The organism is Pseudomonas morbosilactucae (assembly GCF_023241715.1).
GTDB lineage: Bacteria > Pseudomonadota > Gammaproteobacteria > Pseudomonadales > Pseudomonadaceae > Aquipseudomonas > Aquipseudomonas morbosilactucae.
Genome location: NZ_JALQCW010000088.1, coordinates 47,178 through 72,121, shown reverse-complemented (window position 1 = coordinate 72,121; position 24,944 = coordinate 47,178). Strand labels below are relative to the sequence as shown.

The window sequence follows — 24,944 nt, the reverse complement described above, 5'->3', positions numbered from 1 at the left end:
ATTAGGCCATCATCTAGAAATTAGGCACATCACACGGTGTGCCGCGAATGCTACTTACCCTCAGGCAGCAGAACGTCCAGTCACACCTTTTATTGGCACAAATGCCGACATTAGGACCTAGTCCTAGAGTGGGCTCACACTCATAAGGTTTAAAGATCTTTGCGCGGTGATGACCGCCGTCCCTCAGAGGGGCTTACTGAGCCCAACTCGTCCCTAATTTTCTGAAACAGAAGCTCAACGTCTTGGTAGCTTTCTTTAGCGACGTATGTAGCGACAAGAATGGTGAGTGGATGCACGGCTAAAGCTCCGGCTAACTGGTCCACTTTCTCCAGTGTTGGGCTTTTGAGGCCTCGCTCCAGTGTGCTGAGGTATGTGCGACTGCTTACAGTAGCAAAATCCTCTTGAGTAAGATTTCTGCTGCTTCGGACCTGTTTCAGCGCTAAGCCGAACGCGATATTGAGTTCCAATTTGCTGATCCCGCAAAAGGAACGATGAAGCGCTATCGAATCTTATAGGACTACAATCTATAGTGTTCATTTTGAGGTTTGCCATGTTTACCACCTACCCAAAGGCCGAAATCGTCTTCGATTCTCCCCATGCTCTCGACTCGCATGAGGGCCAGCGAGTTTGGAGCTTCGTTGAGCAGGAACTGCTGCTACCTTGGTTTTATCTGCAAGTGGTGCGTAGGTCTGGACGGGAGAATTACGCCAGTATGCTAATGATGTACCACGCACACGAGCTCAAGCAGTTTATCGACGCGCAGTCGAAACGGGTGTGGGTCGAGCAGGTTCAGTTGGTTACACCTCCCCACATGAACGGTCAATCTACTTGGCTGATGGAGCCTCTGACGATGGCTGGCATCGTTATGGACCCCCGGGATGGGTCGCACTTTCTCGTTTATCAAGTCGCCGGCGGGGCGACGTACTCGTTAAGAGACAATACTGATACGAATTTGGAACCGTTCAGAGTCCTATTTTCAGGTGAGCGTGATCTTCGGAGCTAGGATGCGTTCGTATACGAGTACTAACTTTTTGAGTGGACAAGAAATCGTTCGAACAAGTCATGATAGTGGAGGTGCTATGAAAGTACGACGTACGGTTAAAATGACCAAATGGGCTTTAAGAGCACATTTAATTAAAACAATGGATTAACCATGAACAAATCCAATAATTGGATGGTGACATGTCAAGATACTATGAACGGGAGTGGCGACTTTATTATCAACTTACCACCTGATCTGCTCACTGAGCTAGGGTTAGGCGTTGGTGACGTATTGATCATTGAGGTGGTTAACGATTCGATAGTATTGAAACCGAAGCCCAAGGAATCTACGCCCCCATGTTTTATCGATATCGGAACGCTACTCTGATCCTTAACCTCAATTAGGACTGCTCGCAAGAGATGTTCATGACTCGCTCATAGAAGAGCACCTTTTTTGCTGGATTATTTCAAATCCTAGCCGTTGAAGTGCGAGCGTTCTGCGGCTTTTAACGCCTTGACCGCACAATGTGACTGATCCCTTCGATGAAAGTCTCAGCGACTGACTGTCGACGCCCCAAAGTTTCCTTGAGTCAAAAAAAAATAGACCAAGCACGGCTCACCATCTGTTGACTATTCGGTAAGTCAACATCGCCTGGGTCGGATAAGCTGGACCACCGGCAGCCTGTCCGGCGACGCGGCGATGCGCAAACAGATGCGCCGCAGCCTGGGGGACGAGGTGGACGATTTCATCTGGCACCTGCGTTGGCGCGGCCACGAAATCATTCAGCAACGAGTGAAGAAGTACGGCATCGCCTGCGACCTCAAGCACGGCCACCTGCACGCGGCCTATAAACCCAGCCACCTGCCCGGCCTGCGAGCTGATTACGAAGAAGCCGTGCGCCGGGGCCTGGGCGACGAAGTCAGCCTGCTGGACCGCCAACAAGTGCGCGGCCTGCTGGACAGCGAGCTGTACCACGGCGCCATCAAGAACACCCGCAACCTGCACCTGCACCCGCTGAACCTGTGCCTTGGCGAAGCCCGCGCCGCCGCCAGCCTGGGTGCGCTGATCTTCGAACACAGCCCAGTGCTGGAGATCGTGCACGGCGACACCCCGGCGGTGATCACCGCCCAGGGCCGGATCAACGCCAAGCAGGTGCTGCTGGCCGGCGACGTCTACCACAGGCTGGAACCGCAACAGCTCAAGGGCAAAATCTTCCCGGCCATGGGCGGCATCGTCACCACCGAGCCCCTGGGCGACCTGGCCAAGCGCCTGAACCCCGAGGACCTGGCGGTCTACGACTGCCGCTTCGTCCTCGACTACTACCGCATGACCGCCGACGGTCGCCTGCTGTTCGGTGGCGGCGCCAACTACAGCGGCAAGGACTCCCGAGACATCGCCGCGGAACTGCGCCCGTGCATCGAGCAGACCTTCCCGGCGCTCAAGGGCGTGGCCATCGATTTCCAGTGGAGCTGCGCCATGGGCATCGTCATCAACCGCATTCCCCAGCTGGGCAAGCTCTCGGACAACGTCTGGTACTGCCAGGGCTACTCCGGCCATGGCGTCGCCACCAGCCACATCATGGGCGAGATCATGGCCCAGGCGATCACCGGCCAACTCAGCCAGTTCGACACCTTCGCCGCCTGCCGGCACATCCGCGTGCCCCTGGGCGACCTGTTGGGCAACCCGATGCTGGCGGCGGGCATGTGGTACTACCAGATGCTGGAAAAACTCCGCTAAACCCTGGGCGCTGCTGGCCGCAAACCGGCCCGCAGCGCCTGGCCCCGCCCTAGCGACCCGCCCACAACGTGGCGGGCACGCAGACCCTGCCGTCGAACAGCAAGCGCGCGGTGCGCAACAGGCCGCAGCCCTTGAGCACACCGTCTTCGGTGCGCAGCTCGACACTGAACTCGCCACTGGGGTGCTCCACCGACAGGCGTTTATCCGCCCCCGCCGGTACCTCGGCCACACCCTGGGTGACGCTGCCGGGCAACAGGCAGGCACTGGCCACGCTGACCGCGCCGAACACGCCAATGGCGGTGTGACAACGGTGGGGAATAAAGGTCCGACTGCTCAGGGCACCGCCCGCCCGGGGCGCGGCCACCAGGCACATTTTCGGCACGCTGCGCTGGCTCACATCCCCCAGGTTCATCCGTGGCCCGGCTTGCAGGCGAATAGCTTCCAGGCGCGCCTTGAGCCCGGCATCGGCGTTCAATTGCTCTGGGGTTTCGTCACCGTCCAGGCCCAGGTCCTGAGCCCTGAGCAGCACCACCGGCATGCCGTTGTCGATGCACGTCACCTCGATGCCGTCGAAGCGATCCAGCACTTGCCCGGTGGGCAGCAAGGCGCCACAGCTGGAACCGGCCAAATCGTTGAACTCGACAATCAGCGGTGCCGCGCTGCCGGGCACGCCGTCGATGCGCGCCGTGCCGCTGTATTGCACCTGCCCATTGTCGGTCGGCACCTTGGCCACGGCGGTCTGCTCGGTGTTCTCCATATAGATACGCACCTCGGTCAGCCCCTGGCTCAGCCCATGCCGGGGCGCCAGCAAGCCGCGTTCCAGGGCGAAGGGGCCGACCGCCGCCAGGACATTGCCGCAGTTTTGCCCGTAGTCCACCCGCGCCTCGTCCACCAGCACCTGGGCGAAGAGATAGTCCACATCCACCCCCGGGCGGCTGGAGCGGCGGATGATCGCCACTTTGCTGGTCAGGGAATCGGCGCCGCCAATGCCGTCGATCTGCCGCCGATCCGGCGAGCCCATCACCGCCAGTAATACGGCATCGCGCAGTGGCCCGGCGGGGGGCAAGTCATCGGCAAGAAAGCAGGCGGCCTTGGACGTGCCGCCACGCATCAACAGGCAGGGAATCCGCGTCTGGCTCATGGCATCAGGCTCCTGGTACGTCTTCAAGACGCTCGAAATACTGCAGGCCCTTTTCGGCCAGGCGCCCGCGCATGTTGTAGATGTCCAACCCCAGCTCCCCTGCCGCCAGGCGCAGGCGTTTGTGTTCTTCCAGCTCGCCACGGCGCCGGGCGGCCTCGGCCACCTGGGCCACTTCGGCGTGGCGCACCACCACCACGCCGTCATCGTCGGCCACCAGCACATCGCCGGGGTGGATCAACTGGCCGGCGCACACCAGGGGAATGTTCACCGAGCCCAGGGTTTCCTTGATGGTGCCCTGGGCATGGATGGCCCGGGACCACACCGGGAAGTTCATCTCGCGCAGGGTCCGGCTGTCCCGAATGCCGCCGTCCAGCACCAGGGCACGCACGCCCCGGGCCTGCAACGAGGTGGCCAGCAAGTCGCCGAAGTAACCGTCGCTGCAAGGCGAGCTGGGCGCCACCAGCAGAATGTCCCCGGCCTGGCACTGCTCCACCGCCACATGGAACATCCAGTTGTCGCCCGGGGCCACCAGCACCGTCACCGCCGTGCCGCTGACTGCGCAATCGCGCTGGATCGGCCGCACATCGCTGGCCAGCAGGCCCTTGCGGCCCTGGGCCTCGTGCACCGTGGCCACCCCGTAGCGCCCCAGTTCTTCGATCAGTTGCGGGTCGGCCCGAGGGATGTTGCGCACCACAATGCCGGTCTTGCCGATCAGCGCGCTCATGCCAGGTTCTCCGTCACCCGTGGGAACAGGCTCTGGTAGCCCTCGCCATGAATGATGTCGCGGCCGGCGGTGATGCCGATGTTGCGCTTGGCCTGGACCCCACGCTGCAAGGCCACACGGGTGTAGTACTCCCACAGGTGCTCCTGGCCGGCCATGCACTGGATGGCCTGGTACTTCTTGTCCCACACCGAGGTGATGTCCAGCAGCACATCGGGCTTCCAGTCGCACTGTTCCGGCTGGTGCGGCTCGAAGCAGTACACCGGCGGTGCACCGAGGATCGGCTCGCCGGGCTTGTAGCCTTCGGCCTGGGCGATGATGCGCGCCTCCTGGGCCAGGTCGGCGGCCCGTGGATGGTCGTAGTTGTACGGGTCCTTGAGGGAGTGTGTGAGCACGAACTGCGGCAGCTCGCGGCGATAGACATCGGCCAGGCGCAGCAGCGCTTCGTTGTCCAGTTGCAGTGGGTAGTCGCCGAGGTCGAAGAACTCGATGCTCGCCCCCAACACTTCGGCGGCGGCACAGGCTTCGGTATGGCGCGCAGCCTTGACCTTGGCTTCGGTCATCTGCCCTTTGCGCCACAGCTTGGCCGACTCGCCGCGCTCGCCGTAAGACAGGCAGACGATATGGACTCGGTAACCCTGGGCCACGTGCAAGGCAATGGCACCACCGGCACGCCAGACGAAGTCGGCGGAATGGGCGCTGACCACCAGCGCGGTTTTTTGGGTCTTGGCATCACTCATGGTCGAACTTCCTGTTGGGTTTTTCCAAGGCTCGCAGTTCACCTCGCGGCTGGGTAATTCGTTTGACTGCAACAGCCATGCGTTTTATTTATAGGCACTCGCCCAACCGTCCACGGAAGCCCCGCCACCATGCCCCATGCCGCCATCGAGCTGTGCAACCTGATGCAGATCCGCGCCTTCAGCCAGGTGGTGGCCCACGGCAGCGTGTCCCGGGCCGCCGAGGACCTGTACCGCTCGCAATCGGTGATCACCCGGGCCATTCGCGACCTGGAGGGGCACCTCGGCGTGGAGCTGTTCGAGCGCCAGGCCAGCGGCATGCTGCTGACGGATTTCGGCAAGTGCATGCTGCCCCGGGCACGGCGCGCCATCGACGACCTGCACCAGGTGCCGCACCGGTTGGCGCGGTTGCTGGGCAAGCATGCCGGCGAGCGCTACCAGGCCGAACCGCTGTACCTGTTCAACCTGCGACGCCTGCAGATTTTCACCGCGCTGTGCGAGTCACGGCACATGCAATCGGTGGCCCGGCAACTGGGGCTCAGCCAACCGGCGGTGAGTGCCGCGCTCAAGGTCCTGGAGGATGGCGCAGGGGTGGCGCTGATGGAGCGCACGCCCTACGGCTTGGTGCCGTCGCTGTACGGACGGGAGATCGAGCCGAACATCCGCCGGGCGCTCAACGAACTGCGCCACCTGCGTGCCGAAATCGATGCGCGGCGCGGCGTGCTCAGTGGCACCGTGCGGGTCGGCGCCCTGCCCCTGGGGCGCACGCGGTTGCTGCCGGAGGCGATCATCAAACTGATCGAGGCCTACCCGGGGCTCAGCGTCACCACCAATGAAAGCGACTACACGGCACTGACGGCGGGCCTGCGCTCGGGGGATATCGACTTTATCTTCGGTGCCCTGCGCGACCACGACCCGGGCGCCGGGGTCTACAGCGAGCGGTTGTTCAGCGAAGACATGGCGGTGCTGGTGCGGGACGGTCATCCGCTGCTGCAAGGGCCGGTGCAGGCCGCCGACCTGGCCCAGGCACGCTGGGTCCTGCCGCGTTCGGCGGCGCCGGCACGGCACATGCTCGACGCCTGCTTCCAGGGCATGGGCATCGCCGCCCCCCAGGCCGTGGTGGAAACCGGCGACCTGGCCATGGTCCGGGGCCTGCTGCTGGGCTCGGACCTGCTGGCGGCAGTGTCGGTGCACCAGCTGGAGCACGAACTGCGCAGCGGGCTGCTGCGCCAGTTGCCCCTGACCCTGCCCGACACCTCGCGGGACATCGGCCTGACCTACCGCAGCGGCTGCCTGCACTCGCCGGCGGCCCAGGCCTTGATCGACTGCCTGCGCGAGCGCTGCGCGGGCAGTTGAATCAACTGCCGAAGGCGAACAACGCCTTGGGCGTGTCCCAAAGGATCTGCCGACAGCGGGCCTCATCCCCCACCAGTTCCGCCAAGCGCCCCAACAGCACCGCCAGGTCCATGCGCTGGTCGGCCCGCAGGAACGGCCAGTCCGAGCCCCACAGGCAGCGCTCGGCGCCAAAGGCCTGGAGCAAGGCCTGCTGATAGGGCCGGGTGTCGCTGAAGGGGTAACCCTGCAAGGTGAACTTGCCCATGCCCGACAGCTTGACCCAGGTGCGCCCGCCCTCGGCCAGGCCCAGCAAGGCCTGGAACGCAGGCTGACGCAGGCCGGCGGCCACATCCGGGCGCCCCGAGTGATCGATCAGCAGGCGCGTACTGTTGCGCGCCAGCAGCGGCAGCAAGGCGCTCAACTGCTCGTTCTGCACCTGGATCTGCGCCAGCATGCCCAACTCGCCCAGGCGCCCGAGCAACGGGTCGCAGTGCAGGAAGGGCTCGACCCCGAGCATCGCCACATTCAACGCCACCCCCACCACACCTTGTGCCTGAAGGGCCGCCAGGGCCTCACTGGAAATGTCCCGGGGCACCACGGCAATGCCTTTATGACGCCCGGCACCTTCGGCCAGGGTCGCCAGCAGCAGGCGGTTGTCGGTGCCGTAGGCCGAGGTCGGGCCGACGATCAGCGAGTGGCCGATGCCATAGGCGTCCATCACCGCGTGGTAATAGTCCGGAGTGCCCAACTCGTGCCCTTCGGGGCGATAGGCGGTGTCTTCGGCGTAGGCAAAACGCGCCGGGTCGAAGACATGGTGGTGACAGTCGATTTTCGGCCAGGGCAACAGGTTCATGTGTCTTGCTTCCCGGCCACCGAATACAGCACTTGCTGGTTACGGGTCTTCTGGAACGCCTCCAGGGACTGACCGCGCATGGCCGCGTAAATGTGCAGGTTGGACACCCCCACCACTGCGCCGAGTTTTTCCAGAAGGAAAAAGCTCGCGCCGTACTGGATCAGCCCGCGCCAGTCGAGGTCGCGCACCAGGCTTTGCTCCTGCTCGCTAAGGCCGCTTTCCTCGAACAGCGCCTGCTGCTCGCGACGAAAGCGCTCGCGCCAGGCCGGCTGCACCAGCTTGTGCAGGAAGCGGTTGAGGCGCAGGCCGCGATGGCTGCGTTCCAAGGTGAAGGGATAGGTGCCCGGCAACTGCTCGATGCCCGCCAACTGCCGCTGCATGTGCTGGCGATGGCGCTCGTGCACCGGCGCCGGCACTTCACCGGAACGGTTCTCCAGGATCAGCGTGGCGATGCCGGTCATGGACGGCAGGTAATAAGCCTGGTGCAGCTTCTCGACATTGGCCGACAAGGCTCCACGCATCACCAGCCACATGATCACTTCCGAGCCTTCCATGCCGCCCAGGGTGGCGAACTCGGCGTGGGTCATCTCGGTCAGGCGTTGCGGGTCATTGATCAGCAACTCGATGAATTGTGCGTCCCATTCCGGGTTGTTGAAGCCGCAGCGCTCACCGTGGACCTGGTGCGACACCCCGCCCGTGGCAACGATCGCCACCTTCAAGTCCTCGGGGTAGCTTTCGATCGCCCGGCGCAGCGCCTGGCCCAGCTTGAAGCAGCGGCGCGCCGTGGGGATCGGGAACTGCAACACCCCGATCTGCAACGGCACCACCTGCAACGGCCAACCGTCCTGGTGCGGCAACAGCGCCGAGAGTGGCGAGAACAAGCCATGGTCCAAGGGTTTGTCCTGGAAAAACGACATGTCGAACTCGTCGCTCATCAGGCTGTTGCCGATGTGCCGCGACAACCCCAGGTGGCCACCAATCGGTGGCAGGTCACGCGGGCCACCGCCCTCGTCGGCCACCGCGTACTGGCTGTCCACGCCCAGGCTGAAGGCCGAGTAATGGTCGAAGAAAAACGAGGTCACGTGGTCGTTGAACACATACAGCAGCACGTCCGGCTGGCGCTCCTGCAGCCACTGCTGCACCGGCGCGAAGCCCTCGAAGATCGGCGCCCAGGCGCTCTCTCCCTGCTTGTTGTGATCCACCGCAAAACCGATGGTCGGGGTGTGGGACACCGCCAACCCGCCGATGATCCTAGCCATGCTTACCTCACTCAAACTGTTGGATTGACCAGCGCCCCGGGGGCGCCCTTGATGACTGTGGGCGGGTTGGCCCGGCGATGATTGAGAATCGCCAGGGCGGCACACAAGGCCGGCACCGCCAGAATGATGAACACACTGTTAGCGCCTGGGAACACACCCAGCAATACGCCGCCCATGGATGAACTGATGATTGCCCCGCTGCGCCCGATGCCGTGCATCCAGCTGACCCCGGTGGCGCGCATCGCGGTCGGGTAAAAGCTCGGGGAAAACGCCTGCATGCCGGTCTGCGCACCGTTGACGCACAACCCGCTGAGGAACACCAACGCTGCCAGCCCGTATTCGTTGAAGCCCACCAGCCCCTGGGTCAGCAGGCAGGCCATGCCGAGGAAATAGAACCCGGCGATGACTTTCTTGCCGTCGAAGCGGTCCATCAGGGCACCGACGATCAACGCGCCGAAGGTGCCGCCGAACTGGAACAGGCCAGCGACAATCGCCGCCTGCTGCAGGGAAAAACCACCGCCACGGATAATGGTCGGCAACCAGCCGTTAAGCAGGTAGATCACAAACAGCCCCATGAAATACGTGACCCACAGCACCAACGTGCCGCGGGCGTAGCCCTGGGAAAACAACTGCAAGACCTTGGCTTTTTTCTCCAGGGCCGGGGTTTTCAGGACAAACCGCGTGTCTGCACTGAACACTCCTCCGGCACGGCGCAACAAGGCGCCGATGCGTTCATTGGAGTCGCCGCGCACCACCATGAACAGCGCCGATTCCGGCAGGTAGCGCAGCAGTGGCAGGAGCAACAGCAACGGGCACAGGCCACCGAACAAGAGTGCCGACTGCCAGCCAAACGCAGGCACCAGCCCGGCGGCGATAAACCCGCCCAGGCCCGACCCGATATTAAAGCCGCTGTACATCAGGGTGATCATCAGCCCGCGGCGCCGCTCGGGCATGTACTCGCAGGCCAGGGTCACGCAATTGGGCATGATCGCCCCCAGCCCAAGCCCGGCGAAAAAACGTATCACCGCCATCTCCAGCGGATTGCGCGCCAGGGCCGACAGCAGGCTGAACACCCCCAGCACCAGGATCGACGCCAGCAGCACCCGCTTGCGCCCCAGGCGGTCGGCGTAAGGCCCGGCGATCAGCGCGCCAATGGCCACACCCAGCATGCCGGCCCCGAGAATCTGCCCCATGTCGGCCCGGGCGATGCCCCAGTCCTCGATCAGCGCCGGGGCGATAAAGCCCATCACCGCCGCGTCATAACCGTCGAAGGTAATGATGCAAAAACACAGGATCAGCACCAGCCACTGATAAGGGGAAATCGGTCGCGAATCGACCCACTGTTTTACGTCAACCACGGGGGTGTCGTGCATGGGAGTGCTCTCTAATTGTTATGGGATCAAGCGGCCCTCACCCGAAAGCGCAGGGCGCATGCGCCGTCTTGTGTGATCACGGTAGGGGCTCGGGGAACATTGCGCGGCGGATAATGCTGAACGAGGTATGCGTTTTATTTATGGCGGTTGAACAGGTGGCGGGGTGGGCCGCTGTAACCCTGAAAGTCATGCCCCCTCGATGTGCTAGATTCAGCGCCCTCGCCCACCTGGAAAACCCTAAAGGAGCAGCGATGACAGCAGAGATTTTCAGCGGTGGTTGCCTGTGCGGGCAGGTGCGCTTCGAGGCGCGCGGGCCGGCGGGCAATCCTCACCACTGTTCTTGCAAGATGTGCCAGCGCCACAGCGGCGCCCTGACTACGACCTGGGTCGAGTTCCCTCGGGAGCGGGTGACCTGGACCGGTCCTGGCGGCGCGCCGAGTACGTTCAAGTCGTCGGAGGCGTCCAGTCGGGCATTCTGCGCGGTGTGCGGCAGTTCCCTGGGCGCCCTCGACGACGCACCGACCGTCGCCCTGTTGCTGGGCAGCTTCGACCACAACCACAGCACGGCGCTGATGCCCACCTATCACTCATTCGAAGATCAACGACCGCGATGGTGCGCGGCTGGAGCAGTGGGATGACGGAGCTGGCGACGGATCGGGACGAGCGCATTGCGTCGTTGATCTGGACTTGGTACGGCCAGGATGAGTACCGAAAAATCATCCTGGTGGGCGAACTGGCCCCGGCCCTGGTGTTTCTGACCCAGGACAGCGAAAGCCAGCGCAGGGACATCGGCTGCTGCGCCGAGTGCAACCTCTGGTCCGACTACCTGGAATACCTGGATAACTTCGTCAACCGGTTTCCCGAGCACCTGGAACCGAGGCTGTTCCAATTGCTGCAAACGCTGCTGGCGAGTTGTATGGCCTTGGGGCCGGCGCCTACGGCACCCTCACCGAAAACGGCTTTGACGACCCGCAGTGGCAGCCGCTGCGGGAAGTGGCCAGCCAAGCGCTGGAACAGCTGGGCTGGACGGAACTGCAAGAGCACCTGCCCTCCCTCACCGAGGACTGTCGAGCCGCCCTGCGCAAGTGGCCCGATACCTTGTGACGCAGAGCGTCACGGTCAGCATTCCCACGCAGGAGCGTGGGAACGATCAGGGCTGACCTCGGGTTCCCACGCTCGGCGTTGCGCCGGGGCGCTGACGCAGGAGCGATCAGTGTGTTCCCGGGCTTTGCGGAACCCGGGGCAGTTCGCGTTTGTGCGCGGTCTTGGCGTAGGCCCGTTCGATGATGTCGCGCACCCGCTCGGTCACGGTTTCGCCCATCAGGTAGGCGTCGATCTCGTCGTAGCTGCAGCCATAGGCCGCTTCATCCAACTTGCCCGGTGCCAGCTCTTCGAGGTCCGCGGTGGGGGCCTTGCGCACCAGGTGTGCTGGGGCGTCCAGGGCATCGGCCAGCCATCGCACCTGGGTCTTGGTCAGGCCCGACAGCGGGGCCAGGTCGCAGGCGCCGTCGCCGAATTTGGTGAAGAAGCCCATCAGCGCTTCGGCGCCGTGATCGGTGCCTACCACCAGGCCATTGCTGAAGTTGGCAATGGCGTACTGAGCCAGCATCCGCGCCCGGGCCTTGACGTTGCCCTTGGCGAAGTCAGTCAACTCCGGCGAGGGTTGCAGACCGTCGATGGCGATGTGGCGCATCAGTCCGTCCACGCTGTCGGCAATGTTGCAGGTGCTGATCAGGTCCGGGCGAATAAAGTCCAGCGAGGCCTGGGCATCGCGCTCATCGGCCTGGGTCTTGTAGGGCAAGCGCACGGCGATAAAACGCGCGTCCTGCCCTTCTTCCCGCAGTTGCTCTGCTGCCAATTGGCACAGGCGCCCGGCAGTCAGGGAGTCGACGCCGCCGCTGATGCCCAGCACCAGGGTCTTGCAACCGGCCCCGGTGAACACCTGCTTGATAAAGGCGATGCGCCGGGCAATTTCAACGGCTTCGCCACCGGCCTTGAGTTGCCGGTCGATCCCCAGTTCCCGGGCAATACGTGTTTGTGTGGTCATGCTCAGGCCCCCAGTTGCGGATTGATCAGGTTGACGTTGAACACCTGTGCCGCGTAGCGCAGGAACGACACGTCTTCACAGACGTTCTTGATCGGGTCATCGGAAAACTTCACCACCGGCTCGCCGTGCACCCGCACCAGTTTCATCACGATGCTCAAGGGTTCAACCCCATCGACATCGCAGGCCAGGCTGGTGCCCATGCCGAAACCGAACCGGGCCTGGCCCCGCACGTGCCGCAGGATCGGCAGGCATTTCTCGAAGTTCAGGCCATCGGAGAACATCAGGTCCTTGGTCTTCGGGTCGATGCCCAGCTCCCGGTAGCGCGCCAGTACCTTGTCGGCCCAGACGATGGGGTCGCCGGAGTCCTGGCGCAGCCCGTCATACAGCTTGGCGAAGTACAGGTCGAAATCCTTGAGGAAAAAGTCGGTGCTGATGCAATCGGTCAAGGCAATCCCGAGACGGCCACGGTACTCGTGCACCCAGTTTTCCAATGCGGCGTTCTGGCTTTCCCGCAGCCGCCCCAGTTGCTGGTGCACCATCAGCCACTGGTGAGCCATGGTGCCGATCAGCGGCAGGTCGAATTCATAGGCCAGGTGCGCATTGCTGGTGCCGACAAACACCCCGGGGAAATCGCTGCGCATCACATTGACCACCTCGCGCTGGGCCTTGAATGACAGGCGCCGACGGGTCGAGAAGTCCGATACACGGAACTCGGCGAGCTCTTCGCGGCTGGCGTTTTTTTCCAGCCATTCGAACTTCTGGTAGAGCTTGCGGGTGACGTCCGCCAACTCCACGTCCGGGTATTTGTCGCGGTTGCGCAGCTCGCTGACCATGGCCAGCACCGGCTGCTCGAACATGATGCAGTGCAACATCGGACCACGAACCCGAATGTTCAGTTGGCCGTCGATCTCCGACACGTGGATGTAGCGCAGGTTGAAGCGAAACAGCCCGAGGAACTGTTCGAAATCCGGGGTCAGGTATTCGCGAAAGCGCTTGTTGAACAGGAAGCGCTGCTCACCTTCACGCATCTGCAGGCCGGCGAGCTTTTCCAGCTCCTCGCGAATTTCCGGGATCAGGTGGCCGAGCTTTTCCCGGGAGCGGACGATGAATTGGTACTCCACGTCTACGTTGGGGTGCTGGTGCAATACCGCCTGCATCATGGTGAAGGTGTAGTAGTCGGTGTCCAGCAAGCTCTGGATCACCCCGGTGTCGCGGTCGAATGCACTTTCCATGGTCATGGTTCCTTATGCGCTGGCCAATCTGGCGGTGTCTTCACGGGTGGCGGCAATCGCGATTCCCGCTTGCTGCATGTCCTGGAGGGCCTGGGCCGCGCCCTGCTCGCTGATGGCCCGGCAGGCCGGCAAGTGGATGATCACCTTGAAGCCCGCGGCGGCCAGTTGCAGGGCCGTGGTCTTGACGCAGAAATCCAGGGCCAGGCCGCCGACGATCACTTGGGTCACCCCGCGGCTGTTGAGGTACTCGATCACCCCAGTGGACAGCTTGCCGTGCAGGTCGTGGTAGCAGGCGCCGTAGGGGTGCAGGTCCGGCTCGACGCCCTTCCACACGAAGTAGTCGTACTCGTAGGGCGTGGGCAAGTCGTCCAGCAGGGTGAAACCTTCGGTGCCCGGTACGCAGTGGCTGACCCAGGTCAGGTCGGCGTGTTCCAGGCCGGTGGGCTGGAGCATCTGCGCCGCGTCGGCCACGACCCAGGGCGCTTGCGGGCTGTGGGCGTCCTTGCTGCCTACACGCAGGCCGGCCAGGGTGGCCATGAAATTCAACTCACCGCCGATGCGATCGCCGCCGGCCACCGGCAACTCGTCCGGGCACAGCGGGGTGAAGCTTTTTTGCGCATCGACATCGAAGGAAGCGGTGTTCATCGTCAGGCTGTTCATGCTGGGTCTCTCCTCTGCATGGAACACAAGGTACATGTCATGTACTTTCATATCAAGCACCGATTGAAATTTTTATTGGCCAGCACAAGCTATTCAAGCTGTTAAATATGAATGACAGAGGCATGGCGCTTTCAAACAGCCAATGCTAGGGTACACGTCATGTACCAATAGGGAGAGCCACATGTTCGAAATCGCCCTTTACGGCGGCGCCTTCAACCCGCCCCACGCCGGCCACGCCCAAGTGATGATCGAAGCCGCTCGCCACGCCCGGCGGGTGCTGGTCGCCCCCAGCTTCCGGCACCCGGACGGTAAGTCCATGGTCGACTTCGAGTGGCGGGTGCAATGGCTGCAGAGCATCGTCGAGCACTTGCAAGGGCTGTGCCCCGCCGAGCTGGCGGTCAGCCGCATCGAGGAGCATGTGGCCCGGCATAGCCAGGCGCCGATCTACAGCTACGACCTGCTGGCACGCCTGGCCGACGACCTGGCCATCGACGGCAAGCGCATTGCCCTGGTGGTGGGCCAGGATGTGGCCGCGCGCCTGCCCGACTTCCATCGCGGCGCCGAACTGCTGGCGCGTTTTTCCATACTTTGCGTCGAGGAACAACTGGATGTGCGCAGCACCGCCCTGCGTCAATGCCTGGTCTCGGGCACTGCCCTGCCCCGGCACTGGATAGCCCCGGGCATGGATCCGCTAAACTACCGCCTCTACGCCGCCCACGGACACTGATATGCCAGACCGCAGCACCCACCACAGCGCCTACCTGCACACCATCGACCTCTGCGTGTTGCGTTACTGCCGGCAGACCCAGGCCCTGCACATCCTCCTCAACCAGCGCGACAGCGAGCCCTTTGCCGGGCACTGGGCGCTGCCGGGGATCGTGGTCAACGGCGATGTCGAGGACCGCAGCCTGGACGATGCCGTGGAACGCCTGCGCGCCTCCAGCAAGGTCGACCTTCCCTTGGCCTGGATCGAGCAAGTGGGCACCGTCGGCGATGCGTTTCGCGACCCGCGCTGCTGGTCGTCCTCGACTTTTTACCTGGCGATTGCCAGTGACGCCGCTGAGCCGGCCGCCCACCAGCGCTTTCAGCCCCTTGGGGAAGTGGCGTCGGCAGCCTTCAAACTGCCCTTCGATCACAACCAACTGGTGGCGCAGGTGCAGGAACGACTGCTCTCCAAATCGCTGTACAGCAGCCTGCCACTGATGTTCCTCGGCACTGAGTTCAGCGCCCCGGAAGCGGTGGATATTTTCTCCCTGGTGCTGCAGCGCCCGGTGCTCAAGACCAGCATTCGCCAACGCCTGCTGAAAATGACCGACGCCGGCCACCTGCGGGAAACCGGGCGCAAGAAAAGCGGCGACGGCGGCCGCCCGCAAGCCACCCTGGAACACCTCAAGCCCGCCAACCTGTACCTTTTCGATCGCTGTTTTCTGGAGTAGTACCGAGCATGAAGCCTGTCACCGAGACCCAATGCCTGCTGGAAACCCCCTACTTCAAGGTGGTTCGCGAGAACGGTTATTTCATCATCAGGGAGGCCCAGGCCATCAACGGCGTCGTTGCCGTGCCGACCCTGGCCGATGGCCGACTGATGCTGGTGGAACTCAAGCGCCGGGCCATCGGCGGCCAGTCCATCGAGTTTCCCCGAGGCGCCATCGATGCCGGTGAAAGCGCCAGCGACGCCGCCGCCCGCGAACTGCTGGAAGAAACCGGCTGGCGCGCTTGCGAAGTCAAGCAACTGGGCCTGCTGCACAGCAACACCTCGCTGATCGCCAGCGCGGTGGCGGTGTGCCAAGTGCTGATCGACGAACAGAGCGCCGCCGAGACCGACGGCGAAGTGGACCATGTGCTGTGGGTCAGCCGTCAGGAGCTGATGGGCCTGATCGCCGGCGGCAAGATCAGCGACGGCCATACCCTTTCGGCGGCCATGTTGCTGCTGGCCAGCGAAGCCACCAAGGCCTAACGACCCCACTTCTCCAGGGCGAAATCAACGAAGCTGCGCAGTTTGGGCAGGCGATAACGGTCCTGGGCATACAGCAGGTTCATCGGGCGCCGAGGCAGTTGGTAGCCTTGCAACAAGGCCACCAGCCGCCCTTGCTCCAGGTCCTCCTGGACCAGGGCGTCGGGCAACATCACCACCCCCATGCCGCTGCGCGCCGCCTGATACAAACCGGCGGAACTGTTGATCATCAACGAACCGGAGACCGGCACCCGGATCTCTCCCTCAGGGCCGCTCAGGCGCCATTGTTTTTCCACTGAACTCCAGTCGTCTCCCGCCGGATAGGCGAAGGCCAGGCAGTCGTGCTGCTGCAGGTCTTCGGGCCGTCGCGGCGTACCACGGCGCTGCAGATAGGCCGGCGCGGCGCAAATCGTCAGGGTGTAGTCCTCCAGCGGCCGCGCGATCAGTGCCGAGGGTTCGGGGTTACCGAGGCGAATGGCGACATCGAAGCCGCTGTCGATCAAGTCATGACGCTGATTGGTCAGCACCACATCGAGCTTGACCTGGGGGCAACGCAAGGCGAATTCGCTCAGGGCCGGAGCCAGGCGCTCGGAGCCAAACGTCAGCGGCGCCGTGATGCGCAGGGTGCCGGCCGGCTGGTCCTGCACCTGCTCGGCCAGGCGCTCGGAATCAGCCACCAGCCCCAGCACCGCCAGACAGCGCTGGTAATACTCGGCACCGAACTCGGTCAACCGCTGGCGCCGGGTGGTGCGACTCAACAAGCTGACCCCGAGGCGCTGCTCCAAGGCCCGCAGATGGTTGCCGACCATGGTGGTGGACAAGCCGCACTCCAGGGCGGCAGCGGTCATGCTGCCCGCCTCCACCACCTTCACATACACCGACATCGCCTGGAACAGATCCATTATCAAGCCTGACTTCAAGATGATTAAACAATGGCTGCGTTTATCCAGCCCAGGTGGCTAACGATACTGGAAAACATCCACCACCCCTGGAGTTTTCCGCGATGTCCGCCGCCTGCCTGATGAACACTTACCAACCCCTGGCCCTGAACTTCAGCAAAGGCCTGGGCACGCGCCTCTGGGACACCGCCGGCCGCGAATACCTGGACGCCGTCGCCGGTGTGGCCGTGACCGGTGTCGGCCATTCCCACCCACGACTGGTGGAGGCCATCAGCGAACAGGCCGGGCTGTTGCTGCACACCTCCAACCTCTACAGCATCGACTGGCAACAGCGCCTGGCCGCCAAGCTGACCCAACTGGCCGGCATGGAGCGGGCGTTCTTCAACAACTCCGGGGCTGAAGCCAACGAAACCGCGCTGAAGCTGGCACGCCTGCATGCCTGGAGCAAAGGCATCGAACAGCCCCTGGTGGTGGTGATGAGCAACGGCTTTCACGGGCGCACCCTGGGCACGCTCTCGGCCAGCGACGGGCCGGCGGTGCGCCTGGGGTTCGGCAGCCATCAGGAAGCGTTTATCAAGGTGCCGTTCGGTGACATCGTCGCCCTGGAACAGCTGGCCAGCGCCCACGGCCAACGCATTTGCGCGGTGCTGATGGAACCGATCCAGGGCGAGAGCGGGATCCAGATCCCGCCCCCGGGCTACCTGAAAGCCGTGCGTGCCCTGTGCCATCGGCGCGACTGGCTGCTGATGCTGGATGAAATCCAGAGTGGCATGGGCCGCACCGGGCGCTGGTTCGCCTGCCAGCACGAAGGGGTCATCCCCGACGTCATGACCCTGGCCAAAGGCTTGGGCAATGGCATCCCCATCGGCGCCTGCCTGGCCCGGGGCAAAGCCGCACAATTGTTTACCCCGGGTAGCCATGGCAGCACCTTCGGCGGCAACCCCCTGGCCTGCCGAGTGGCCTGCACGGTGCTGCAGATCATCGAGGAACAGGGCTTGCTGGCCAACGCCAAGCACCAAGGCGAGCAACTGTTGCAACGCCTGCGCAACGAATTGCGGGGGCATCGGCACATTCGCGAGATTCGTGGCCTGGGGCTGATGATCGGCATCGAACTCAAGACACCCCTGCCCGACCTGGCTGGGCTGGCAGCCCGGGAGCAGGGTTTGCTGATCAATGTCACCCGGGGCCAGACCATCCGCCTGCTGCCCCCCCTGGTGATCGATGCCGAAGAGGTGGAGATGATCGTCCAGGCCTTGTGCCGGACCCTGAATACCCATTGAACGGCACTGCCTAGCCGGCGCCCGCACTGAGCGAGTGCGCGCGCCGGCCGTGGCTCAGCGTTTTTGCAGCACCGCCTCTCCGGCCTCGTGGCGCAGCCGCAGGTTGTCCAGCAAGGCCACGGCGGCAATCACCGCGACCCAGAGAAAGGTCAGCTGGAAATCCGCCGTCATCGCCTGCCCTTCATGCCCATGGACGTTCATCGCCAGGCGCAGCAGCAAGGCGCCAATCGCCACCCCCAGGCCCATGCTCAACTGGAAGAACATGCTGAACAGCGTCGAGGCATCGCTCATTTGCTCCTTGGGTACATCGGCAAAACCCAGGGTGTTGAACGCGGTGAACTGCATCGACCGCGACAAACCGCCGACAAACAGAATGAACAGGATCAGCGCCCAACTCATGCGCGGCTCCAGCAGCGCACAGGCAGCAATCGCCAGTACCCCGAGCACGCCGTTGACCATCAACACCTGGCGAAACCCCCAGCGCTGCATCACCGCGCTGGTGAAGGGTTTCATCGCCAGGTTGCCGGCAAACACCCCCAACACCAGCAGCCCGGCATCAAAGGCCGACAGGCCGAAGCCCAGTTGAAACATCAGCGGCAGCAGAAACGGCAAGGTGCTGATGGATATCCGAAACAGCGAACCGCCCACCAGGCTGACGCTGAAGGTGCGCACCTTGATCACCGCCAGGCCCATCAGCGGTTCGGCGCGACGCCCCATGTGCCAACTGGCCAGCAATGCCAAGGCCAGGCCGGCGACGGTCAGCAGCGAACCCGGCCAGAGATGGGCCTGGGCCTGGCCGAGCATTTCCATGCCATACAGGATCGCCGAGCAGGCACCGCCCACCAGCACGAAGCCGAAGAAATCAAAGCGGCGCGGGCTCGACTCCTCCTGCTTGGGCAGCAGCACCAAAGCGGCGATCAAGGCGAGCAGGCCCAGGGGCAGGTTGAGGTAGAAAATCCACGGCCAGGTAGCGTGGGTGACGATAAAACCGCCCAGGGGCGGGCCGAGGATCGGCGCCACCAGGCCCGGCCAGGTGATAAAGGAAATGGCCCGCACCAGGTCCTTCTTCTCGGTGGCACGCAACACCGCCAGGCGCCCCACCGGCACCATCATTGCCCCGCTGATGCCCTGCAGCACCCGGGCGGCGACGAAGGTTTCCAGGCTGGTACTCAAGCCGCAGAGCAAGGACGACAGGGTAAACAGGACGATGGCCGAGCCGAACACCCGGCGGGTGCCAAAACGATCCGCCAGCCAACCACTGATGGGAATGAACAACGCCACCGCCAGCATGTAGGCGCTCATGCCGATGTTCAGGTCCACCGCCGCCACGCCGAAGGTTTTCGCCATGTCCGGGAGGGCCGTGGCGATCACCGTGGCGTCGAGGTTTTCCATAAAGAAGGTCACGGCCACCAACAGGGCGATCAGGGTCGAGCGGGAGGGCTGCATGGACGGGCTTCCTGGCCAGGGACGAAAAGACGCCTAAGTTACCTGAGGGGCCGGGCGTTGCGCATCCCTAATGGCGCGGCGTTGGCACAAGGGCTGCCGGAGGCAGGAAGACGGGACGCGGAGCATTCTGGAAGGCATTCCCACGCCGAGCGTGGGAACGAGAGTGAGCGGCGAGCCCAGGCTCGGCGTGAAGTCGCCGCCCGGGAAAGCGAGGTTAGTCGTCCAGGGCTTTGGGGGCCGCCGTGGGTTTCGCGGGTTTGCCCGCCTTGCCGGCGGCGGCAGGCTTGGCTTCGGGCTCTGGGGCCGGCGCCGGGGCGGCGGCTTCTTTTTCGGCCATGGGCATCTGGTCGATGGTGCTGAAGATTTCCTTGAGCTCGATGGCCCCGGAATGCTCCAGTTTCTTCTCGCCATCCTTGCCCACCAGGATCACTTTGGTCTGGCCCCGGCGCCCAGTTTGAGGCTGCGAATCAGGGCCATGGTGGATTGCGGGTCCAGGTCCTTGCCATCACGCTGGCCCATGGTGTTGACCACGGTGTAGAGCACCATGTTGCGTTCGGTAAAGGCTTGGCGGTTGGCCGGCTCGTCCAGGGACTTTTTCAGGGCGACCAGGGTTGGGTCAACGGTGCTGGGGGCAATGACGATCAGCGGGCGAGCCTTGCCTTGATCCTGGGACAGTGGGCCGTCGTTGTCGGCAGCCAGCACGGGGCCGGCGACAGCGAGCAGCGTAGCGAAGGTCAATGACCGAATGAACATGCGTCTCTCCTTTGGTTTTCCACGCTCTAATGATTGCGCATTGCAGAAAAAGGTCCAGGCCGCGACTCAAAATCTGACATTTTTTCCCCTGATACTTCGAGCGCCCCAGCCCTCCCCCACGCAAGCGCGCCGAACTTATAGACAGCCCACTACAACGGCACTCATTGCTTTAATGGATACAGATATTCGATCGAGCAATTAATCGCGAACAGCGCACAAAAATGATGCAGATCAATAAACAACAATAGCCTGTGCGATAGCCGCACATAGTTGTTTCTGCCTAACAGTCGATATTTGCCGCGCCAAACATATGGCGTCAGATAACCGCCTCACCAATCCACACCGCCAACCCCCAAAAACTGCGCCATACGCCAGCAAACAGGGGCCTTCGACCCATACATCGAAATAGACTTACTTATTAACCGGCGCACACCAAAACACTTTCACAAGTTGTTCAATTAATGAATGCCATACACCACGGATAATCTCGGGCATTACTTGTTCTATTCGTGCCGACGGCTCTATAGTGCGCACGCCCGATATTCCTGAAAGTCGCCAAACTGTTGTTGGCACTGAGTTATTTCGTACTTCCGAACACTGCCTACCCGCCTGGATTTTTTGCAATGAGCGTTTCCGCCCCATGATTCCCCTTCTGGTCTGCGACGATTCGAGCATGGCGAGAAAACAGGTGCTGCGTACCCTGCCCGAGGAATGGCGGGTCTCGGTCACTCAGGCGAGCAATGGCCAAGAGGGCCTGCAAGCGATCCGCCAAGGGCTGGGGCATGTGGTGCTGCTGGACCTGACCATGCCGATGATGGACGGTTACCAGGTGTTGAGTGCCGTGCGCGAGGAAGGCCTGGACGCGCAAATCATCGTGATTTCCGGGGACGTCCAGGAAGAAGCCGTGCGCCGCACCCGCGAGCTGGGGGCGCGGGCCTTCCTGCGCAAGCCCTTCGACCCCCAGGAACTGCGCAACCTGCTGCACGAATTGCGCCTGCTGGAACCGCCGACACCGGGCCTGCTGCCCACCGCCTCGCCCGCGCCGGTGGTGAGCCTGCGCGACGCCTTTCGCGAAACCATCAACGTCTCCATGGGCTACGCCGCGGCATTGATCGCCAAGGTGCTGGACGTATTCGTCAACCTGCCCATCCCCCACGTCAACATCCTTGAGGCCGGCGAGCTGCAAATGCTCCTCAGCGACGCCAACCGCACCCAGCAACTGACCGCCATCTGCCAGGGCTACATAGGCAGCGGCATTGCCGGCGAAGCGCTGTTGATGTTCCACGACTCGGAAGTCGCCGACATCGCCCGGCTGATGGAACAAGACAGCGCCAAGTACCAGGAAATGGAAGTGCTGATCGACCTGGCCAGCGTGCTGATCGGCGCCTGCCTGAGCAGCATCGCCGAGCAATTGGACGTGGTGTTTTCCGTGGGCCACCCCCAGGTACTGGGGGAACACACCAGCATCGACGAACTGATCCGGCTGAACCAGCAGCGCTGGGAAACCACCCAGGCCGTGGAGATCAGCTACAGCCTGGAAGAACAGAACATCCACTTCGACCTGTTGCTGCTGTTCACCGAAAGCTCCATGGAACTGCTGGCGCAAAAACTCTCCTACCTGATGAACTGAGCCATGACCAAGCGAATGGATTTTGCGGAGTTGCACTGGTTACTGGCGATCGTCCAGAGCATTGATGTGGGCATCGTGGTGCTGGACCTGGAATGCCAGGTGCTGGTGTGGAACAGCTTTATGGAGAACCGTTCCGGGGTGCAGTCCAAACAGGCCATCGACACCTCGTTCTTCGAACTGTTTCCCGAAGTCGAGCGCGAGTGGTTCCGGCGCAAGGTGGGCCGGGTGGTGGCCCTGGGCACACCAGCCTTCACCATCTGGAAACTGCGCCCGCACCTGGTGCGTTTCAAGAATTACCAGCCGATCACCGGCCAAGCCGAGTACATGTACCAGAACACCACCCTGCTGCCGCTGCGCTCGAGCAACAGCGAGATTCATCATGTGTGCCTGGTGATCTACGACGTGACCGACGTGGCCATCAACAACCTGGCGCTGCAGAACGCCAACGGCCGTCTGCAGCAACTGTCACGCACCGACCATCTGACCCAGTTGAACAACCGGGGCTACTGGGAACAGAGCGTGCAACTGGAATTCAGCCGCCAGCGGCGCTACGGCGGCGCCACGGCCCTGCTGATGATCGACATCGATCACTTCAAGCACATCAACGACAGCCACGGCCACCAGGCTGGCGACCAGGTGATCAAGTGCCTGGCGCAATTGATCCGCGGCCACGTGCGCGACTCCGATGTGGCCGGACGCTACGGCGGCGAGGAGTTCGGCATTCTGTTGCCGGGCACCGATGAGGTCGGAGCCTTGACCCTGGCCGAACGCCTGCGCCAGGCCGCACAAGACCAGGTGGTGGTCTACAACGAGCAGGCCATTCGCTTTACCGTGAGCATCGGCATCGCCTGCCTGGATCACCCGGCGCCGGACTACCACAGCCTGATCGAGCGGGCCGACCAGGCCCTCTACGCCTCGAAGAAAGCCGGCCGCAATTGCGTGTCGGTGCACGGTCGCCCGGCCTAGCCGACCCGCCGACTCATCCCCACCCGGAGAAAAATCCGCCCCTTGGGGGATTTATCGCCTGCTCACGCGGTCAAGATCGTCGGCGTTTCACGCCCCATCCCCCTTCTGCCGGAACAAGGAGTCCAGCCCATGCCCACCTCACCCGCCACCGCACCCCAGGCGCAATGGCAAGCCGCCGTACTGAAATACGCCAGCGCCATCAACCAATACGTGCAAGACGGACAGCAACACGGCTGGGACGGGCTCAAAGAGCCCGAAACACCGGAGATCGAGCACCTGCTGCCGGCCTGGCGCGCCGCCCTCGAAGCGCGCAATCGCCAGCCCGCCGATGCCGCCCAGCACCAGGCGTTTCGCCAGGAATGGCCGCCGGCGCACCAGCCCCTGGCCTCGTTGCTCGATAAAGAAGGCCAGATGATTCCGGCCCTGGCACTGCTGGACGACGGCAGCCTGCTGGCCCGCATCGGCAGCGCCTACGAAGGCGGCCAGGTGGTGCGCATCGACGGCGAACGGGTCGAGCCGGTGACCCAGGGCGACTTTTTTGGCCGCTGCCCGCAGCGCCGCTTCTTTGCCTGGTCCTCGGCCAGCGGCATCCGCGTGACCGATGGCTGGAACGGACCGCAAGTCAGCGAATTCCCCTGGCCCACTGGCCGCGAAGGCCTGCCCGAGGGCGTGCCGGTAGACGAGGAAGACGGTGATCCGCTGCCCAGCGCGCTGATCCCCTTTCCCGATGGGCAGCGGGTGCTGCTGGTCAGTGGCGACGGGATTTTCGTGCTGCACGCCGAGGGCGCCACCCGCCTGCTGCGCCGCCCGCAAGACATCGCTCAGGACCTGGCCGACGGCGTTGACCCGGATGACCTGGCCATCGGCTTGTGCATGGCCCACGGTGCCATCTCCCCGGATGGCCAATGGATCGCCGTCGGCGACCAGTGCAGCCATCACCTAGTGTTCAACGCCGAGCTGGCCTTGGCGGCGCAGATCGGCCCTGTCGGTGAATACCCGCACTTCGCCCTGTTCAACCAGCAAGGCGACCAACTGATACTCAATGCGTGCCACTTCTATAACGGCTCGACCCTGGGCGTGGCGGTGGCGGACCTGCCGGGGCTGAGCACCGACTTCTACAGCGACGACCCACGCACCCCGGTGCTGCAGGACGGCGCCCGGGTGTATGCCGGCACTTCCCGCGGGGACGAGTTCATCGTGGGCGATGCCTATGGCTACCTGCGCGCCTTCAGCAGCACCGGCGAGGAGCGCTGGCAGCACTACGTGGGCTCGTCCTTCAGCGCCATGGACATCAGCGCCGATGGCCGCACCCTGGCGGCCAGCACCTATGCCGGCATCATCAGCCTGATTCGCCTGGAGGACGGGCGCCCCGACTGGCAGATCGGCACCGGCGAGCACCGCGAAGAACGCCGCTGGCTGTTCTGGAAAAGCTTCGCCAAACCCCTGGCCTGGTAACCCTGGCCCCTGGCGCGCGCAGTCACCTGGTCGGGCTGCGCGCCCAGGGCAATCCCCCCTGACGCCCTGAAGGCGTCCGCTGGCCCAGCCGAGGGGCCACTACCACGCACCAAAAAGGGCATCACCTTATGCAAGCAATGCATGAGCGACCAATATCCACGGTTTTCGCCCTCGCCAGCCACTAACGCCCCTCCCCGGGTAACGCCTTGTCTACGGCAGAATGGCCCGGAAACAGGCAGGCAAAGCCTCAAAAAACTTTGCAACCTACAGACCGATCAAAAAAGCCAATGCCAGTCCGGCATAATCCTATGCAAATTCGTCATCATCCCCGGGATAAGAGCGTGATAGCCTTTGCACCCTCTGAGGCTTCGCATTACAAACCTGCCCGTTCATCTCGAACACCCGAGCAGAATAATGAAGCCCTGTGCACGCTTGCTTCGATCTTCTCTGCCTCTGTTTAGCGTTTCGCAACGGGCCTTTCCCC

At 63.2% G+C, this 24,944-nt stretch carries 24 protein-coding genes and 2 pseudogenes; 13 read left to right on the top strand and 13 right to left on the bottom strand.

The window, feature by feature from the left end:
• Positions 1–149 precede the first annotated feature (149 nt).
• The gene (locus M1B34_RS29010; RefSeq protein WP_268266925.1) at positions 150–467 is read right to left on the bottom strand and encodes a helix-turn-helix domain-containing protein; all 318 of its coding nucleotides are present in this window, start codon (positions 465–467) and stop codon (positions 150–152) included.
• A gap of 83 nt (positions 468–550) precedes the next feature.
• On the opposite strand from M1B34_RS29010, the gene M1B34_RS29005 reads away from it, so the two are divergent.
• The 3 genes and pseudogenes from M1B34_RS29005 to M1B34_RS28995 form a co-directional block, all read left to right on the top strand.
• Positions 551–1,003: a hypothetical protein gene (locus tag M1B34_RS29005; RefSeq protein ID WP_268266924.1), complete on the top strand. Its 453-nt coding sequence runs from the start codon at positions 551–553 to the stop codon at positions 1,001–1,003.
• A gap of 150 nt (positions 1,004–1,153) precedes the next feature.
• Positions 1,154–1,369, top strand: coding sequence for an AbrB/MazE/SpoVT family DNA-binding domain-containing protein (locus M1B34_RS29000; protein ID WP_341870561.1), 216 nt, complete (start codon positions 1,154–1,156; stop codon positions 1,367–1,369).
• Positions 1,370–1,612: 243 nt separating this feature from the next.
• A pseudogene (locus tag M1B34_RS28995) lies at positions 1,613–2,719 on the top strand (NAD(P)/FAD-dependent oxidoreductase); the annotation flags it as partial.
• Between the two features lie 49 nt (positions 2,720–2,768).
• Here the strand turns inward: M1B34_RS28995 and M1B34_RS28990 are convergent.
• Genes M1B34_RS28990 through galB form a run of 3 tightly spaced genes read right to left on the bottom strand, consistent with a single transcriptional unit; the run spans position 2,769 to position 5,321 of the window.
• Complete coding sequence (locus tag M1B34_RS28990) at positions 2,769–3,860, bottom strand: 4-oxalomesaconate tautomerase (RefSeq protein ID WP_268261947.1); 1,092 nt, start codon at positions 3,858–3,860, stop codon at positions 2,769–2,771.
• Between the two features lie 4 nt (positions 3,861–3,864).
• Positions 3,865–4,584 (bottom strand): 4-carboxy-4-hydroxy-2-oxoadipate aldolase/oxaloacetate decarboxylase, encoded by a 720-nt coding sequence (locus M1B34_RS28985; protein WP_123331838.1) that lies wholly within the window; start codon positions 4,582–4,584, stop codon positions 3,865–3,867.
• On the bottom strand, positions 4,581–5,321 hold the full coding sequence (gene galB / locus M1B34_RS28980) for a 4-oxalmesaconate hydratase (RefSeq protein WP_123331836.1): 741 nt from the start codon (positions 5,319–5,321) through the stop codon (positions 4,581–4,583). The genes M1B34_RS28985 and galB overlap by 4 nt, the downstream gene beginning before the upstream one ends.
• A 129-nt stretch (positions 5,322–5,450) precedes the next feature.
• Here galB and M1B34_RS28975 point away from each other — a divergent pair, with 129 nt between their 5' ends.
• Positions 5,451–6,674 carry a LysR family transcriptional regulator gene (locus M1B34_RS28975; RefSeq protein WP_268261946.1) on the top strand — a complete coding sequence of 408 codons (1,224 nt, stop codon included), beginning with the start codon at positions 5,451–5,453 and terminating at the stop codon, positions 6,672–6,674.
• 1 nt (position 6,675) lies between these two features.
• Here M1B34_RS28975 and M1B34_RS28970 read toward each other — a convergent pair whose 3' ends face one another.
• From M1B34_RS28970 to M1B34_RS28960, 3 genes are read right to left on the bottom strand one after another with little or no spacing between them, the layout of a single operon-like run.
• Positions 6,676–7,506: an amidohydrolase family protein gene (locus M1B34_RS28970; RefSeq protein WP_268261945.1), complete on the bottom strand. Its 831-nt coding sequence runs from the start codon at positions 7,504–7,506 to the stop codon at positions 6,676–6,678.
• Positions 7,503–8,765, bottom strand: a complete 1,263-nt coding sequence (locus M1B34_RS28965) for a gallate dioxygenase (protein WP_123331832.1) — start codon at positions 8,763–8,765, stop codon at positions 7,503–7,505. The genes M1B34_RS28970 and M1B34_RS28965 overlap by 4 nt, the downstream gene beginning before the upstream one ends.
• Before the next feature lie 11 nt (positions 8,766–8,776).
• A complete protein-coding gene (locus M1B34_RS28960; RefSeq protein WP_268261943.1) occupies positions 8,777–10,138 on the bottom strand; it encodes an MFS transporter in 1,362 nt (453 codons plus the stop codon).
• Between the two features lie 251 nt (positions 10,139–10,389).
• On the opposite strand from M1B34_RS28960, the gene M1B34_RS28955 reads away from it, so the two are divergent.
• A complete protein-coding gene (locus tag M1B34_RS28955) occupies positions 10,390–10,776 on the top strand; it encodes a GFA family protein (protein WP_268266923.1) in 387 nt (128 codons plus the stop codon).
• A 274-nt stretch (positions 10,777–11,050) separates the two neighbouring features.
• Positions 11,051–11,242: a hypothetical protein gene (locus tag M1B34_RS28950; RefSeq protein WP_268266922.1), complete on the top strand. Its 192-nt coding sequence runs from the start codon at positions 11,051–11,053 to the stop codon at positions 11,240–11,242.
• A gap of 106 nt (positions 11,243–11,348) precedes the next feature.
• On the opposite strand, the gene nadE is transcribed toward M1B34_RS28950, so the two are convergent.
• The 3 genes from nadE to M1B34_RS28935 are packed head-to-tail and all read right to left on the bottom strand — an operon-like array spanning position 11,349 to position 14,077.
• Positions 11,349–12,185 (bottom strand): ammonia-dependent NAD(+) synthetase, encoded by an 837-nt coding sequence (nadE, locus tag M1B34_RS28945; RefSeq protein ID WP_185039198.1) that lies wholly within the window; start codon positions 12,183–12,185, stop codon positions 11,349–11,351.
• Between the two features lie 2 nt (positions 12,186–12,187).
• On the bottom strand, positions 12,188–13,417 hold the full coding sequence (gene pncB, locus M1B34_RS28940) for a nicotinate phosphoribosyltransferase (RefSeq protein WP_123331780.1): 1,230 nt from the start codon (positions 13,415–13,417) through the stop codon (positions 12,188–12,190).
• Positions 13,418–13,429: 12 nt separating this feature from the next.
• Complete coding sequence (locus M1B34_RS28935) at positions 13,430–14,077, bottom strand: nicotinamidase (protein WP_123331778.1); 648 nt, start codon at positions 14,075–14,077, stop codon at positions 13,430–13,432.
• Between the two features lie 181 nt (positions 14,078–14,258).
• Between M1B34_RS28935 and M1B34_RS28930 the strand changes: the two genes are divergently transcribed.
• The 3 genes from M1B34_RS28930 to M1B34_RS28920 are packed head-to-tail and all read left to right on the top strand — an operon-like array spanning position 14,259 to position 16,034.
• A complete protein-coding gene (locus M1B34_RS28930) occupies positions 14,259–14,804 on the top strand; it encodes an adenylyltransferase/cytidyltransferase family protein (protein WP_123331776.1) in 546 nt (181 codons plus the stop codon).
• A 1-nt stretch (position 14,805) separates the two neighbouring features.
• Positions 14,806–15,513, top strand: coding sequence for an NUDIX hydrolase (locus M1B34_RS28925; RefSeq protein ID WP_268263834.1), 708 nt, complete (start codon positions 14,806–14,808; stop codon positions 15,511–15,513).
• Positions 15,514–15,521: 8 nt separating this feature from the next.
• Entirely contained in the window at positions 15,522–16,034 is a 513-nt protein-coding gene (locus M1B34_RS28920) for an NUDIX hydrolase (RefSeq protein WP_268263822.1), read from the top strand.
• Here the strand turns inward: M1B34_RS28920 and M1B34_RS28915 are convergent.
• Positions 16,031–16,933, bottom strand: a complete 903-nt coding sequence (locus M1B34_RS28915) for a LysR family transcriptional regulator (protein WP_268263823.1) — start codon at positions 16,931–16,933, stop codon at positions 16,031–16,033. The genes M1B34_RS28920 and M1B34_RS28915 overlap by 4 nt on opposite strands.
• Positions 16,934–17,034: 101 nt before the next feature.
• On the opposite strand from M1B34_RS28915, the gene M1B34_RS28910 reads away from it, so the two are divergent.
• Positions 17,035–18,210 carry an aspartate aminotransferase family protein gene (locus M1B34_RS28910; RefSeq protein ID WP_268266921.1) on the top strand — a complete coding sequence of 392 codons (1,176 nt, stop codon included), beginning with the start codon at positions 17,035–17,037 and terminating at the stop codon, positions 18,208–18,210.
• Positions 18,211–18,264: 54 nt separating this feature from the next.
• Here the strand turns inward: M1B34_RS28910 and M1B34_RS28905 are convergent, their stop codons facing one another.
• Positions 18,265–19,656 (bottom strand): DHA2 family efflux MFS transporter permease subunit, encoded by a 1,392-nt coding sequence (locus M1B34_RS28905; RefSeq protein WP_268266920.1) that lies wholly within the window; start codon positions 19,654–19,656, stop codon positions 18,265–18,267.
• A gap of 214 nt (positions 19,657–19,870) precedes the next feature.
• Positions 19,871–20,409: pseudogene (locus tag M1B34_RS28900) on the bottom strand (DUF4174 domain-containing protein).
• A 640-nt stretch (positions 20,410–21,049) separates the two neighbouring features.
• On the opposite strand from M1B34_RS28900, the gene M1B34_RS28895 reads away from it, so the two are divergent.
• The 3 genes from M1B34_RS28895 (at position 21,050) to M1B34_RS28885 (ending at position 24,460) form a co-directional block, all read left to right on the top strand.
• Complete coding sequence (locus tag M1B34_RS28895; RefSeq protein ID WP_123331761.1) at positions 21,050–22,039, top strand: response regulator; 990 nt, start codon at positions 21,050–21,052, stop codon at positions 22,037–22,039.
• Positions 22,040–22,042: 3 nt separating this feature from the next.
• Positions 22,043–23,005 (top strand): sensor domain-containing diguanylate cyclase, encoded by a 963-nt coding sequence (locus tag M1B34_RS28890; RefSeq protein ID WP_123331759.1) that lies wholly within the window; start codon positions 22,043–22,045, stop codon positions 23,003–23,005.
• A gap of 129 nt (positions 23,006–23,134) precedes the next feature.
• The gene (locus M1B34_RS28885) at positions 23,135–24,460 is read left to right on the top strand and encodes a YncE family protein (RefSeq protein ID WP_268263826.1); all 1,326 of its coding nucleotides are present in this window, start codon (positions 23,135–23,137) and stop codon (positions 24,458–24,460) included.
• The last annotated feature ends 484 nt before the right edge of the window (positions 24,461–24,944 follow it).